The sequence below is a fragment of the Microcoleus sp. PH2017_05_CCC_O_A genome, assembly GCF_020738785.1.
GTDB lineage: Bacteria > Cyanobacteriota > Cyanobacteriia > Cyanobacteriales > Microcoleaceae > Microcoleus.
The window spans coordinates 44,312-58,885 of sequence record NZ_JAEQCB010000016.1; the positions used below are offsets into that span (position 1 = coordinate 44,312).

The following is a 14,574-nucleotide window of genomic DNA, read 5'->3' on the forward strand; positions in this document are numbered from 1 at the left end:
GCTGTAATTAAAGAATATTTTGAGATGCCGTACTGTTTAGCTGGGAATGCTTCATGTCTGCCAATAAGCTACTCCTAAAATTTGCGAGACGATATCCGGGCAGGATTGTGTTAACTGTGATGCTGGGCTTTGCTGGGGCTTTATTCAGCGGTATCAGCACTACTCTGATTGTACCAGTGCTTTTAATTTTTTTGGGGGAAGCTATCGAGCTGCGCGGCGCTCCACCTCTCATTAAAAGTTTGATGTATCCCTTTGAGGGAATGCCGGAAAATCAGCGTTTAATGTTGATGACCGGGGCGATTGTTCTGGCAATTATATTAAAAAATCTTGCTAGCTATATTAATACTTTAGTCGCCACTTCTCTGACGCGCTCTCTGACTTTTGATTTGCGAGAAGCAGGTTTGCGGTTGTTGTTAGAAGTAGATTTAGATTTTTATTCTAAAACTAAAGTCGGGGATTTGATTAATAGATTGGGCGGAGAGATTGGCCGGACTGCGAGTGCAGTTGGTACGGCAATTGGAATGTTTACTACCTCAGTCACTGTTTTGGTGTTTCTGGGTTTGCTGCTTTCTATATCGTGGAAGTTGACGTTGACATCTACGCTTTTGTTGGGATTGGTTGCTTGCACAAATCAATATATTATTAACCGTTCTAAGCATTTTGGTCTCGTGCTTTCTGAAATGTCGAAAGATTATTCGGTGAGGGTGCTGGAAACCATGACTGGGATTCGGCTAGTTAAGTCAACGGGTAACGAAGAAAGGGAGTATCAGCGGATTAAGCATTTAATTCAAAGGCGAGAACACGCGGATTTTCAGGCTCAGGTAAATTATGCGGCGATTGCCCCAATTAACGAAGTTGTTAATTTGATCGTGATAATTTTGATTGTATTTATCGGTCGTACAATATTTGCTAATGAAATTGAGTCTATTTCAACTGTTCTGCTGACCTATTTATTGGTACTTTTTAGGTTAATTCCTTTGATTTCTCAGTTGAATAGCGGGCGGAGTCAATTTGCTAATACGTCAGCTAGCGTAGAAGTAGTTGATGATTTTTTGAGCTGCGATGAGAAGCCGTTTATGCTGAACGGTTCTGTGCCATACACTCATTTGCGATCGGGAATTAGTTTTAATAAAATATCTTTTAGTTATCCTAATCACAAAAATTTAGTTCTTCAAGGAATTGATTTATTTCTACCTTACGGCACTACTTTGGCTTTGGTAGGAACTTCGGGTTCTGGGAAGTCAACTTTGGCAGATTTACTGCCGAGATTTTACGATCCTACTGAAGGTAGTATCTCGATAGATGGTAGAGATTTGCGCGAATTTGAGCTAAAAAGTCTCAGAAAGGCGATGGGTATTGTTAGCCAAGATACGTTTTTGTTTAATGCTTCGGTGCGCGAAAATATTGCTTACGCTAGGCCCGATGCGACGGAGGCTGAAATTGTGGAAGCGGCGCAGGGGGCGAATGCTTATGAGTTTATTGAACGGTTGTCGGAGGGGTTGGATACTCAAATTGGCGATCGCGGTGTGATATTATCGGGAGGGCAGCGTCAGAGGATTTCGATCGCTAGAGCTTTGCTGCAAAACCCGGAAATCTTAATTTTAGACGAGGCAACGAGTTCGCTGGATACGGTTTCGGAAAGATACGTGCAATCGGCGATCGAGAAACTGAGTTGCGATCGCACAACCTTAGTCATCGCCCACCGCCTCTCCACAGTCCAAAAAGCCGACAAAATCGCCGTGATCGATCGCGGACAAGTCGTAGAAATCGGTTCTCACGAAGAATTGCTAGCCAAAGGAGGTTACTACACTCGCTTGTATTCAATGCAATTTGCCGAAGAAACCGCTCGCGATGAAGCTTTGATTAGAGGTTCTTACGAAATTCGCACTCGCCTGACTCCGATGATAGCTTACCTGAAGTTGCTAGTAGATGAAATGGTTGATTCTCCCGAAGAAAGAGATGAGTTAATCAGAGAATCATATCACTCGGCTGCTAATATTTTCAAAACTTTGGAATTTATAGAAAATACTATTAAACGTCAAGCAACAAAATAGTTATTGGTTATTAGTTATTTGTTATTAGAATAGTAGTGCGAGCGTCTCGCTCGCGATCCAGCCGCGAGGGAGACGCTCGCACTGAATCCAGTTTACCAATATACCAATTACCAATTACCAATTACCATTACCAATTCCAATGTCGAAATACTATGTATTTTTCACCAGAAATATCTTGCCACAACCGAATGTAGCCAGCTTAGTTCAAGTGGCACACTCAGCAAATGCCGCAGCAAATCTCGGTTATCCAGCAGTTTTGGTATATATCCGTAAAGGATGGAAGGCTTTTAATCCAGTTGATTGGTTTCATCCTTTTCAACCGAGAAAACCCGATGCAAAACTTGCTCAAATATACAATATTCAAGAGCAATTAAAAATAGCATACTTACCGATGCCGTGGCCGATCGACCTTTTGAACAGCAAGTGGACAAGTTCCAGTACAATAGTCTCAAAATACTACTTGCCAATTCACCTGCTGAAATCGACTAAAATTGTTCATACTCGCGACTGGAACTTTGTTAAAGCTGCCATTAAACACGGAATTCCTGCTATCTACGAACAACACCACCACGAAGATAAGAAATTTGAGCCGGAGGTTGTTAATAATCCTCTCTTTCAAATTGCTGTAACTGTTGCAGATACTGTGCGATACAGCATGATTCAAAATGGGATGCCAGCGGAAAAAGTCATTATGCTGCACAATGGTTTTAACCAGTTGTTTCTGGTGAGACAAACAGAAGCAGCCGAGAATTGGCGGCAGCGATTATTAGCAGGTGGAAGGCAATATTTAGCGGTGTATGCGGGTGGGCTGTACCCGTTTAAGGGTGTGGATATGCTGGTGGATGTGGCGCGGGTGTTGCCGGAAGTTCAATTTGCGATCGCCGGTGGTGACTCATCTCAAGTAACAGCATACCAGCAGTTAGCCACAGACAAGCAAGTCAAGAACATCAATTTTCTCGGCTACCTGCCTCAAAATCAACTACCCAGCTTGTTGCAAGCCGCCGATGTTTTGACTCACCCTCACTGTCAGACAGAGGCTGCGACATTCACATCTCCTTTGAAGTTCTTTGATTATATGGCATCGGGAACTCCTATTGTTGCGACGGAGATTGCATCTTTAATGGAATTCAAATCTGGAAATATAGCTGCCATTTGGTGCGAACCTGATAACCCGCACAAGTTCGCGCAAAGCATTCGAGATAGTTTAGCAAAATATCCGAGGAGAAGCGAAGGTTATGCAGAAACATTGGGTTTTGTCAAGCAATTTTCGTGGGAAAATAGGATCGAGAGGATTTTGAGTTATGTGGATGAAGAAGTGCGATCGCAAATTATTCATTAGTTTTGTATAATTTTAAATTACCTATTCCTAGCCCCGGCGGTTGAAACCGCGGCTACATAAACAAAGTCCGCCTCCGCGGACTAAGAGAGAAATGAACCCAATAATTATCAGCGCAATCACCACCTATCCAGGCATGAATCAAAGCGACTGGCTGTGGCAACAAACCCCCCACAACTTCGGCAAATGGGGCAACATTCAAATGCTCGCCAACCACCAGGAACCAGATTTTTTGGTCATGTATCAATTTGACTTTCCCCGGCAGCCGAAACAGCAGTTATGGCTCGACAAAATACGCCATTACAAGCATCCAACACCAGAAAATGACATTCGAGAAAAATTCCGAAATGTCCCCAAAGAACGGATTATTTATTTAATCCGAGAACCGCCTTTAGCAGAAGTAATTGAGATTACCAAAGCCAACTACGAACAAGCAAAACTTTATTGCGGTTACGTTTCCGGGCCGGATGATTTTGCGCCCAATCCCAATTATATGCCCGCGATTTGGTATCACTCAAACTCGTTTCGAGAATTGAATGAAATGCCACCACCAACTAAAACTAAATCCTGTTCTTGGATAACTTCGGGCGTTAGTCGCACAGCCAACCACCGACGCAGATTAGATTTTATCAATTTGCTGCAAGAAGCAGAATTAGATTTTGACCTTTACGGGCGAAACTTGCCAAGTTGGGCGCAGGGAAACGGCACGGTTAATAATAAATGGCACGCTGTCGCACCTTATTATTACAATTTGGCTGTGGAGAATTATGCAGAAAATGATTGGTATGTCAGCGAAAAACTTTGGGATGCTTTATTAGCTTGGAATTTGCCGATTTATTACGGCGGTGCGGCGGCGGATAAGTTGTTGCCGGCGGGAAGTTTTTTGCGGCTTCCCAGTTTGGATGAGAAGGGAGTAGAATTTATTAAAGAGGTGATTGCTACGCCGGATTGTTGGCATGAAGCGAGGGATAAAATTGCTGAAGCTAGGCAAATCATTCTCCACGAATTGAACTTGCTCAATTGGCTGTCTAATTTTGCATCTTAGGAAATAGTACAAAAAATAGGTTCGTAGTGCGGACTGAAGTCCGCAGCCGGAGAGCGGACTGAAGTCCGCACTACGAACTAACCTTAGTTATTACGGTCAATAGATAGGACATGATATGAAGGGAATTTGCACGCTAGCAAACGATGTAGTTTACGACCAACTAATTGCTTTACTCAACAGTATTGAAGTAATTTTAGGTTCAAATATTCCTGTCTGTATTTATCCTTTCGACGAGCATATAGAACAAATCAAAGCAGAAATCATTAACCGTCCCAACGTGTTTATTTATGAAGATACTGCATCAATTCAGCGATGGGATGAATTTATGCAAGCCGCCGCACCTGAGCGCTTAAATCGCAAAAAGTTCCGGCTTTACGGCGCGCACCGCCGCTTTTGCGCTTTCGACGGCCCGTTTGCCAAGTTTATTTACATGGATGCTGATACTTTAGCAATGAATTCGCTAGATGCGGTTTTTGATAAATTAGATAAATATGATTTTGTGGTTTATGATTTTCAATTTCGCGACCCAACTAAAGTATATAACATTCAGTCGCCAAAACTGCTGGAAGTTTTTGAGCAAAATCGGCTCGACTCGGAAATATTTTGTTCTGGATTTTACGCCAGCAAGCAAGGAGTTTTTGACCGTGATACTAGAGAATGGCTGTTAGGTAAACTGCTATCTGGGGAGGCGGAAATTCTCTATGCAGGTGCGGGAGAACAGCCGTTGCTCAATTATATGGTGATGAAAACGGGGATGAACAGCTATAATTTTGGTTGCAGTCTCCCGGATGATGAAAAAACTGGTTGCAGTGTCACTTCCCCACATTTTCAAACCCGAGATAACATTTTGTACGACAAGGGAAATCGCCTGACTTACCTTCATTATATTGGGGTGCAGCCGGATTTAATTCGGAGAGTTTGTGCTGGCGAAAATATTGAGTTTCCCTACCGCGATTTGTTTCTACATTACCGCTATCTCCGCGAACCCTCGAAGCGGCCGGTTTTTAGGGAACCGCTAAAGTCTTATGCTGATATTTCTGCGCCGAGTTTGCTAGAAAGAGTCTTGAGAAGGTTGAGGATAAATTTATGAGTCGCGGTATTTATATTGTTGCTAATGATAAGGTGATGGAAAGTGCGATCGCCCTTTTAGCCAGCATACGCCTGTACAATTGTCAAGTACCAGTTTTTTTGATCCCGTTTGACGACAATTATCTGCAAGTCGCCGCCGCCCTCAGCAGCCTCTATGGTGTGCAATTGTACCCAAATCTGGGGTTTGTGGAACAGTTTACCAGGGAAATTGGCCAAATATTCGATCGCAACTTTCTAGCCCTTCCCAACAAAATGCGGAAACTCTGCGCCTGGTTTGGCCCCCTCGACGAATTTCTGTACATCGATACCGACATCATCGTCTTTGAAGACATCGCAGCCAACCTCAACAAACTCTCAGAAGTAGACTTTTTTTGCTGCGACTATCACCACCTCAGCGAAAAACTGCGAAATGTATTTTCACCCATTGTCAAAGAACAAAATATCTTTACCGACTCACAGCTTCAAGATGTATTCAACAGCGGTTTTTGGGCTTCCCGAAAAGGCACGATTGCAGAATCGCAAATGTATGAAATTTTGCGAGAATGTTCGGAACATCGAGAATATTTTGACTTTACTCAAAATGTCACAGACCAGCCTATACTAAATTATATGATTCTCAAGTTAATTTTCAAACGCTGGAATCTTGTTAAAGATTCAGCAGCAGAACCTGGAAGCTGGGCTGGTTCTACACATTTTCAGGAAATAGATTATGTGCTTTATGACAAAGGCAAAAGATTAAAATATATTCACTGGGCTGGAATACCAATTAAATCCGGTACTCCTTATTGGAAACTTTGGCAACATTATCGTTATTTGGATGAAAGAAAACCAAATTTAATGCAAAAAATCCTTCGGCCTTTCAGTAGATGAGGATAAACTGATATGTTATATTATTATCAACAAGCTTTGAGGAACAGGCAAGATGCCTGTTCCACAATTCATAAATTTTATTGTGGTTTTGACTTTAAACAAGCTTTGAGGAACAGGCAAGATACCTGTTCCACAATTCATAAATTTTATTGTGGTTTTGACTTTAAACAAGCTTTGAGGAACAGGCAAGATGCCTGTTCCACAATTCATAAATTTTATTGTGCTTTTAACTTTAAACAAGCTTTGAGGAACAGGCAAGATGCCTGTTCCACAGTCAATCATTTTTATTGTGGTGTGGGCATCTTGCCCGCACCTAAACAGTTACTTATTAACCAACTATGACTGATGGTATTTATATTCTAGGCAATGATGTGGTTTTTGATCACTTAGTCGCTTTATTGAATAGTCTCGAAGTTAATGGGGCGAAAACTATTCCTGTTTGCATCATTCCCTACGATGATAATTTGCAAAAAGTTCGAGTAGAAATTGCCTCGCGAAGCAATGTTACTCTATTTGACAATGCCGATTCCATCCAATTTTGGGAAGACTTCGCGACTGTAGTTTGGACATCTCACCAAAAAGCTCAAAAAGTTTGGCAAGCTAAAGGTTGGGCGCAAGTTCACTGTTTGGGAATGCACCGAAAATTTTGCTGTTTTGATGGCCCTTTTGACAAATTTGTCTATTTTGATGCGGACACTCTGTTAATGGGTTCTCTGGATTATATTTATCAAAAACTTGATGAATTTGATTGGGTAGCTAACGATTTTCAATACAAATCTGACCTCAATTATGTCTTTGATTTATCATCAGAAAAACTCGCAGCATTTTTTGAGATTGAAAAACTGGAATCTCAGATTTTTTGTGCTGGTTGGTTTGCTGCAAAAAAAGGTATTTTAAATCGCAATAACTTAGCCGAACTTTTAGATAAATTGACTTCAGGAGAAGCAGAAATTTTGTCTTTGCGGGGAACTGACCAACCTTTATTTAACTATTTAGTCGCCCGCAGCGCTATCTCTTTTTATAATTTTGCTTATCATCAACCTGCACTGATAACGGGAAATCATTGGTCTTCTCAATTTGATGTGATAGATTATGTTTTATACGACAAAGGACGGCGGCTGACTTATTTGCATTACATGAGTATTTCGGCTGCAAAATTTACTCGATTGTGTGCGGGCGAAGATGTTGAGATTCCTTACCGCGATGTATTTCTGCACTACCGCTATTTGAATTCGCCGGAAACACGACCAAAACTCGCGCCTCCCAATTTGTTACTGCGCTTGCAGAGGAATTTCAAAAGTTGGGGTATTCAAAGGGTTAATAATGTTCTATTTAAGTTGCGGATTTTAATAAAGAAGGACTAAAGTCCTTACTACGAACCAACCCTCTTCGTTATAAAAGAGGGTTGATGTTTAACTATGGTTCTTCAAAAAAAGAATCCAAGTCTAAGGCTTGGGAACCTCCGCGTTGTAGTTCAATTAAAACTTTGGCTAGTTGAGTCCAAACTAGCCATGCTGTTAGTAGTGTCAGCGGCAGGGCTAGAACGTAGGACAGTAATTTGGGGAAGCCGAATATCTCCATTCCTGAAGCTAAAAATACGCAAATTCCGCCGGCCATTCCCAAAAAAGGCAACTGCAATTGTAGACCTTTTAGGTTGGACAAAGTACGGCTAGAACGATTTTTAGACCAGAGTTCTACGGCTTGTTTGAGAGTTGCTTCAAAGGCTAAGCCTGATGCCATACCTGCTATTAATCCAGCGGTCATTAAAAAATAGGGAGGTTCTGGAAAGTAATACACGAATAATTCTTTTGGGGTAATGGGAAAATTGGGAATTGGGAATTGGGAATTGGGAATTGGGAATTGGGAATTGGGAATTGGGAATTGGGAATTGGCAAAAGTAGAATTATTTTTCTTCCTTCTTCCTTCTTCCTTCTTCCTTCTTCCTTCTTCCCTCTTGCTTCTTCCTTCTAATTAAAATCGATTCAGCGCGGCTGTTCCTGCTGTGGAGAACTCTGTCAAAGCGCCTAAAGCAACGTTGAACAAGCGACTTGGTTGCAGGTCTTCTTTGACTAAGTTCCAGAGGCTGCCAACTTCTTCGGTGTGAATTCGATCGTCCTCAATCAAGGCTAACATTACCTGGCGTCTCAAAAACGACCCTTCCTCTGACAGCAAAAATTGCAAGCCGAGTTGGGCTGTGGGTAGCAGGTCGAAACTGCGATCGGATCTGGCGATCGCAATCATCTCCTCTAATCTATTCCACTGGAATTTGCCATCTTTGAATAATACCTCAATCAGGCGACGGCGCAATGCCGGAGATTCTCCGTTTAACAAACGTCGGGCTACATAGGGATAGGCTACCTCAACTATCTTGAAATCTGGATTGAGGCTAAGGGCTAAACCTTCTTCTGTGACGAGAGACCGAATAATTAAGGCAAATTTGGCGGGGACTCGGAAAGGATAGTCGTACATCAACTCCGAAAACTCGTCTGTAATCGTCTTGAAGTTAAAGTCTCCTACCTTTTCGCCGACGATATCGCCGAGGACAGATTCCAGCGCCGGGACGATCGGCATAATATCTGTATCTGGTGTCAAAAACCCAAGTTTTACAAAATCCTGGGCTAACTCTAAATAATCTTTGTTGATCAAGTGAACGACAGAATCAACCAAAGTTTCTTTAGTTGTTTCTTCCATCTGATCCATCATCCCAAAATCGATGTAAGCCATGCGGCCGTCCGCTAAGGCAAACAGATTTCCTGGATGGGGGTCTGCGTGAAAAAAACCGTGTTCCAGTAACTGCCGCAAACCGCTGCGAACTCCGATTTCAATTAAGCTATTAGTGTCTAAACCGGCGGCTTTGACACTTGCCATATCTGTTAGCTTGATACCGTCAATCCATTCGAGAGTGAGAACGCATTTTGCAGTATAGCGCCAGTAAATGCTCGGAACTTTTACGGTCGGGTCGTCGGCAAAATTGGTCGCAAATTTTTCGGCGTTGCGGCCTTCGTTGATATAGTCAATTTCCTCGAATAATTTAATACCGAATTCATCGACTATTAAACAGAGGTCGTGACCGAGATTTAGTGGCAACAACGGGCCCAACCATCCAGCAGCCCAGCGCATTAAGTAAAGGTCAAGGCTCAAGATTGGTAGCAAATTCGGTCGCTGAACTTTGACTGCTACTTCTTCTCCGGTGATTAAACGGGCTTTATAAACTTGACCGAGACTGGCGGCGGCGACTGGTTCGGGGGAGATTTCGCTGTAAGTTTCGCTGATTTTGCGATCGAGTTCTGCTTCAATAATCTCAAATGCTCGCACCGAATCAAAGGGCGGCAGTTGATCCTGAAGTTTGATTAGTTCTATGAGAAAGTCTTTGCGGATTAAGTCTGGTCTAGTAGACAGGGCTTGGCCGACTTTAATGAAAGTGGGGCCTAAGCGAGTGAGTATTAGTCGCAGATGGGCGGCGCGTTCCGGCTGGTGGGCGGCAACTTCGTGCTGCCAACTGTCCCACAGCATTCCGAGTACGAAGCCTGCAAATGACCAAATAACGGTTATTGCTCGCCAAATTGCTTTCCAAGGACGGTTGCGGTAATATTGGGCTATCGCCTGTGGATCGTAGCGTCTAGCCTGAGTGAATTGATACTGAGGCACTCGTTTATTTTCCTCTTGTTTTATGAAAATTGCAGCTTAAATTGAGATTGGGCATCGGGCATCGGGCATCGGGCATCGGGCATAAAAGCATCGGGCATCGGGCATCGGGCATCGGGCATCGGGCATCGGAAGTCGAAAGTTAAAACCTTCTTCCGTCTTCCTTCTTCCGTCTTTCTTCTTCCTTCTTCCTTCTTCCTTCTTCCTTCTTCATCATTGACCGATCGCAAATTTTAGGCGAGCGGAAAATGCACCCGTTGAAGGCGGATTGCCAGCCTAAATTTGTTTCTTTTCATTAAATATAGTACTTGACACTCCTCGACTATCAAGGTACGAGGATTCTTGGGCTGAATCGTGCCTCTACCAACAATGTCAGTTTTGGTCTTACAGTTTCATGTCTAGTCCGACTACACCTTTTACAGCAAGCACTCTTACGGACTACTCCCCAAGCGTAAATTCGCGTGTGTCCCACGCTATTTGATTTTTATTTGCTCTTACCGTGTGGATTTGGTTTTTACCATTGACGGTTAAAGATTTTGAGATCCCGGAGTAGGACGTTCAACCTGTTTCCTCACGTTCTCACGGTCAGCAACCTACGAATACTATAGCAGAAAGCCGTCAAGCTTATGACGGGGTTTTAAACCCAAATTTCTGATAAAAGTACAAGTGATCAGTCAAAACACTTAATATGTTTTCCTGACCGCTGCACCAGTACGACACTGCAACCCTACAATTCCTCTATTCTCAGGTATTTCTTTCGATCGGGCGATCGCACAAAAGCCACTAAATCCTATCCGCCCTTTGCCAAACAATCTTTCAGCCCGTAAATTGCCCTCTCCTGTTGATCCCTCGAAAGTTCCGGGAACATCGGCAAAGACAAGACTTCGCGACAAACTTGCTCAGCTACAGGCAACTGACCGGCTTGATAGCCCAAAGATTTGTAAACAGGTTGCAGGTGCAAAGGTAACGGATAGTAAACCATCGAACCGATGCCGGATTCCTGCAACTTAGTCCGCATCGAGTCGCGGAAATTACCAGAAGGATTTGGCGCGCCTTCTGGACTTGTCAGCCGGATTGTGTCTTGACTTGTCAAGCGAATTGTATATTGATTCCAAACAGGCTTGGCTGCTGGCAATTCCTTGGGGACAGCAACTCCGGGCACGCGGGAAAGAAATTCGCTATAAACGGCTGCTTTCTCGCGCCGTTGGGAGTTCCAACTGTCGAGATACCGCAACTTAATGCTGAGAATCACCGCTTGCAGGGCATCCAGACGGCTGTTGTAGCCTATTTCCTCGTAAAAATACCTAGAAGACTGTCCGTGCTCCTTAAGCATACGCATGGAAGCTGCCAGGGCGCGATCGTTTGTTGTCACCGCGCCGCCGTCACCGCAAGCGCCTAAATTTTTGGTCGGATAAAAGCTGAAGCAGCCCACATGGCCGATGCTGCCGACTTTTCTAGACTCCCACTCGGCCCCGACAGACTGGGCGCAATCTTCGATGACGGCTAAGTTATGCTTGGTGGCAATTTCCATCAACCGAGTCATGTCTGTGGGTTGTCCGAAAATGTGAACCGGCATAATTGCCTTGGTTTTGTCGGTAATTGCCGCTTCCAAAAGTTCGACATCCAGATTAAAAGTCCCGCTGTCAATATCGACAAATACGGGAGTTGCACCCACAGCGCTAATTGTTTCAGCGGAAGCGAAGAAGGTAAAAGGAGTGGTAATTACTTCGTCGCCGGGGCCGATTTTGAGAGCTCGCAAAGCCAAAATTAGGGCATCGGTGCCGGAGTTGCAGCCAACGCAGTCGGAAACGCCTGTGTAGTTGGCAAACTCTTGCTCAAAACTCTTGACGGCGGGGCCGCCGATGTAGCCGCCAGAGGCGAGCACTTTTTGTACCGCAGCGCCGATTTCGTCGCCAATCTGGGCGTACTGCTGGGTTAAATCGAGGGGGGGAACGTTATTCACTCTTGACACCACAAATTGCAACCATTATCAAAGCAAATTCTTACAGCAAAACTGTTTCTCAGAAACCTTTATTCAAATATCTTATAGTTGGACGGGCAAACAATCACTTTATCGAAAGGGAGCGCGGATGTTAATTCTGCTAGATTTTACTGATTTGGGTTGGGCTTTGGGGATGGTGGCGATCGCGATCGGGCTTTCGGCGTGGCAGGGATTGGGGTTGGAAGGGGCTCTGGCGATCGCGGCGGGGCGCACCCTAATCCAGCTAATCGGAGTCGGCTACGTGCTCGCCGTGGTGTTTGCGCCGGAGGGGAAAAATCCGTGGCTGGTGTTAGCAGTGTTAGCAATCATGCTGGCCACGGCTAGCATGGTGGCCACCAACCGGATTAGCAAAAAAATCAAGCACTTGCTGCCGTTAGTTGTGGGTTCGATATCGATCGGTACGGCGTTTACTCTGGCCTATACACACTTACTAATTTTGCAACCTGACCCCTGGTACGAACCGCAGTATTTGATTCCCCTAGCGGGGATGATTTTGGGCAATGCGATGAACTCAGGGGCGATCGCTGGTGAAAGACTTGTGAGTACAGTTAACAGCAGCCAATTAGAAATAGAAACCCATTTAAGTTTAGGATCGACTCCGCAGCAAGCAGTAAAACAGTACCGCAAAGATGCGATCAAAGCTGGATTAATCCCCACATTAAACACAATGACAGTCGTAGGTATCGTAACATTACCGGGAATGATGACGGGTCAAATGTTGAGCGGTGTCAGTCCTTTGGATGCAGCATCTTACCAAATTTTGATTATGTTTGTGTTGGCGCTAGCAACTTTAATAGCAACTCTGTTGTTGACTGAGGGATTGTGCCGGAGTTTTTTTAATCAAGATGCACAATTAATCAAATGGTAAGGTTCGTAGTGAGGACTTCAGTCCGCATTCATGAAGGACTAAAGTCCTCACTATGAACCAATTTTATTGCGTGCGCCACAAAATAACTCATTTTCGATATAATGGTAATAAGGTTTGTAGTGAGGACTTCAGTCCTCTGAATTTGATGCGGACTAAAATCCTCACTACGAACAAATTTGATTGGAGACTTCGTCATGATTCAAACTGCAACTAAACCAGTAACCTTTGAAGAATTTCTGGACTGGAAACCTGAAAACGGACGTTACGAACTGCACAATGGAGAGATTGTTGAAATGTCACAGCCATTAGGAGACCATGAAGAAGTTATCGGTTTTTTAGCCTCCGAATTAACTGCTGAGTTTAGAAAAGAAAAACGTCCATACTTCATCCCCGGAAAAGCATTAATTAAGCCACCAGAAAACGAATCAGCTTATTCGCCGGATATTCTGATATTAAATCGCCCCAACTTAACATCAGAACCTTTGTGGAAAAATTTTTCAACCGTAACTCAAGGAGCATCAATTCCGCTGGTTGTTGAAGTCGTTAGCACGAATTGGCAAGATGACTACATAAAAAAGGTAGGTGAATACGAACTAATCGGCATTCCCGAATATTGGATTGTGGATTATCTCGGTTTGGGCGGCCGTCGATTTATTGGGAATCCCAAGCAACCGACTATTTCGATTTATCGGTTGATTGATGGCGAGTATGAAGTTAGTCAATTTCGGGGAGATGATAGGATTGAGTCGCCAACTTTTCCAGAGTTGAAGTTGACGGCACAACAGATTTTTCAAGCGGGATTGAGTGAAGGATAAAATTGCTGGAAATAACGATATCGGGTAGGGACACGGCAATGCCGTGTCCTCTATTTCATCGCCGTGTTGTCTATTTCAACCGCCCGCTGATATAACCGATGAGGCTAGACCAATTTCTAGGCTTTGCGCTTGATTAAAACGCTAATAAATTGTCCCGGCTTTGGGCCTCGCTGCAACTTACTCCAATCGCCGACGGTGGCGAATCCCAGCCTGTACAAGGTGTGGATGGTTTCTAATACGGTTTTCTGGGAACCGACAACCGTTATCTGCACGATTTCCTGTTCGGATACTGCACAGCCGTCATTTGGCTGCACGGAAGAGTTATCGTCAGGCACGAATTCCTGTGACATAATTATGGTCTCCTGGTTTTTGGTTGTTTTCTGGGAGGAAAACCCAAAAACCCAGCCGCCCCGCATACTAACAAAAGGCAGGGCGGCGACAGAGAATGCTAAGATTCTCGATCAGCCTCCAGACTGCTCATCTCAGTTTGGCGGTTAGCTGTCCGTTGCTGCTGGTTACAGCTTCGGACAGTGCAACTAGATTTTCGGGCGATCGTGGCTGCTTCATCTTCGAGCAAAGCAACCTTAATTTCACAGCGTAGCGGCTTCTGGGGCCGCCGTCAATACATTTAAGATTTTAGATTTTCGTCCCACAACTCGGACACTGCTGCACCATCAGCTTTTAATGCTCCATCTTTACGATGACCTAAATATCTGGGAGGACGGAATCCTAAGCTTTGTTGGAAATTATCTATAACCCACATTCCGCAGATGTGGGTCGGATTTTTTTATCAGTTGTGAAAACTTGGAAGCCAAACGCTTTTGGGCTGAAATTATGCAGTGTTAGCCTT

15 protein-coding genes are annotated in these 14,574 nt (G+C 44.0%); 9 read left to right on the forward strand and 6 right to left on the reverse strand.

The window, feature by feature from the left end; translation table 11 throughout:
• Positions 1–53 precede the first annotated feature (53 nt).
• From JGK20_RS05465 to JGK20_RS05485, 5 genes are all read left to right on the forward strand, one after another.
• Positions 54–2,054: an ATP-binding cassette domain-containing protein gene (locus tag JGK20_RS05465; protein WP_293178388.1), complete on the forward strand. Its 2,001-nt coding sequence runs from the start codon at positions 54–56 to the stop codon at positions 2,052–2,054.
• Between the two features lie 139 nt (positions 2,055–2,193).
• The gene (locus JGK20_RS05470) at positions 2,194–3,393 is read left to right on the forward strand and encodes a glycosyltransferase family 4 protein (protein ID WP_293229676.1); all 1,200 of its coding nucleotides are present in this window, start codon (positions 2,194–2,196) and stop codon (positions 3,391–3,393) included.
• Between the two features lie 91 nt (positions 3,394–3,484).
• Positions 3,485–4,435 carry a glycosyltransferase family 10 gene (locus tag JGK20_RS05475; protein WP_293229679.1) on the forward strand — a complete coding sequence of 317 codons (951 nt, stop codon included), beginning with the start codon at positions 3,485–3,487 and terminating at the stop codon, positions 4,433–4,435.
• A gap of 115 nt (positions 4,436–4,550) precedes the next feature.
• The gene (locus tag JGK20_RS05480; RefSeq protein WP_293229681.1) at positions 4,551–5,525 is read left to right on the forward strand and encodes an Npun_R2821/Npun_R2822 family protein; all 975 of its coding nucleotides are present in this window, start codon (positions 4,551–4,553) and stop codon (positions 5,523–5,525) included.
• Positions 5,522–6,394, forward strand: coding sequence for an Npun_R2821/Npun_R2822 family protein (locus tag JGK20_RS05485; protein ID WP_293229685.1), 873 nt, complete (start codon positions 5,522–5,524; stop codon positions 6,392–6,394). The genes JGK20_RS05480 and JGK20_RS05485 overlap by 4 nt, the downstream gene beginning before the upstream one ends.
• Before the next feature lie 15 nt (positions 6,395–6,409).
• On the opposite strand, the gene JGK20_RS05490 is transcribed toward JGK20_RS05485, so the two are convergent.
• Entirely contained in the window at positions 6,410–6,676 is a 267-nt protein-coding gene (locus JGK20_RS05490) for a hypothetical protein (RefSeq protein WP_293193360.1), read from the reverse strand.
• A gap of 56 nt (positions 6,677–6,732) precedes the next feature.
• On the opposite strand from JGK20_RS05490, the gene JGK20_RS05495 reads away from it, so the two are divergent.
• On the forward strand, positions 6,733–7,758 hold the full coding sequence (locus JGK20_RS05495; protein WP_293229688.1) for an Npun_R2821/Npun_R2822 family protein: 1,026 nt from the start codon (positions 6,733–6,735) through the stop codon (positions 7,756–7,758).
• A gap of 52 nt (positions 7,759–7,810) precedes the next feature.
• Here JGK20_RS05495 and JGK20_RS05500 read toward each other — a convergent pair whose 3' ends face one another.
• Positions 7,811–8,191 (reverse strand): hypothetical protein, encoded by a 381-nt coding sequence (locus JGK20_RS05500; RefSeq protein ID WP_293229691.1) that lies wholly within the window; start codon positions 8,189–8,191, stop codon positions 7,811–7,813.
• Positions 8,192–8,210: 19 nt separating this feature from the next.
• Here JGK20_RS05500 and JGK20_RS05505 point away from each other — a divergent pair, with 19 nt between their 5' ends.
• Positions 8,211–8,369: a hypothetical protein gene (locus tag JGK20_RS05505; protein ID WP_293229694.1), complete on the forward strand. Its 159-nt coding sequence runs from the start codon at positions 8,211–8,213 to the stop codon at positions 8,367–8,369.
• On the opposite strand, the gene JGK20_RS05510 is transcribed toward JGK20_RS05505, so the two are convergent.
• The 3 genes from JGK20_RS05510 to JGK20_RS05520 form a co-directional block, all read right to left on the reverse strand.
• Entirely contained in the window at positions 8,366–10,042 is a 1,677-nt protein-coding gene (locus JGK20_RS05510; RefSeq protein WP_293178367.1) for an AarF/ABC1/UbiB kinase family protein, read from the reverse strand. The two genes, JGK20_RS05505 and JGK20_RS05510, sit on opposite strands and share 4 nt — an antisense overlap.
• 20 nt (positions 10,043–10,062) lie before the next feature.
• Complete coding sequence (locus tag JGK20_RS05515; protein WP_293178365.1) at positions 10,063–10,269, reverse strand: hypothetical protein; 207 nt, start codon at positions 10,267–10,269, stop codon at positions 10,063–10,065.
• A gap of 560 nt (positions 10,270–10,829) precedes the next feature.
• Positions 10,830–12,002, reverse strand: coding sequence for a DegT/DnrJ/EryC1/StrS family aminotransferase (locus tag JGK20_RS05520; protein ID WP_293178362.1), 1,173 nt, complete (start codon positions 12,000–12,002; stop codon positions 10,830–10,832).
• Between the two features lie 127 nt (positions 12,003–12,129).
• Between JGK20_RS05520 and fetB the strand changes: the two genes are divergently transcribed.
• Positions 12,130–12,909, forward strand: coding sequence for an iron export ABC transporter permease subunit FetB (fetB, locus tag JGK20_RS05525; RefSeq protein ID WP_293178359.1), 780 nt, complete (start codon positions 12,130–12,132; stop codon positions 12,907–12,909).
• 194 nt (positions 12,910–13,103) lie between these two features.
• Entirely contained in the window at positions 13,104–13,724 is a 621-nt protein-coding gene (locus tag JGK20_RS05530; RefSeq protein WP_293208971.1) for a Uma2 family endonuclease, read from the forward strand.
• 116 nt (positions 13,725–13,840) lie between these two features.
• Here the strand turns inward: JGK20_RS05530 and JGK20_RS05535 are convergent, their stop codons facing one another.
• Positions 13,841–14,074, reverse strand: a complete 234-nt coding sequence (locus tag JGK20_RS05535) for a hypothetical protein (RefSeq protein ID WP_293178353.1) — start codon at positions 14,072–14,074, stop codon at positions 13,841–13,843.
• Positions 14,075–14,574 lie beyond the last annotated feature (500 nt).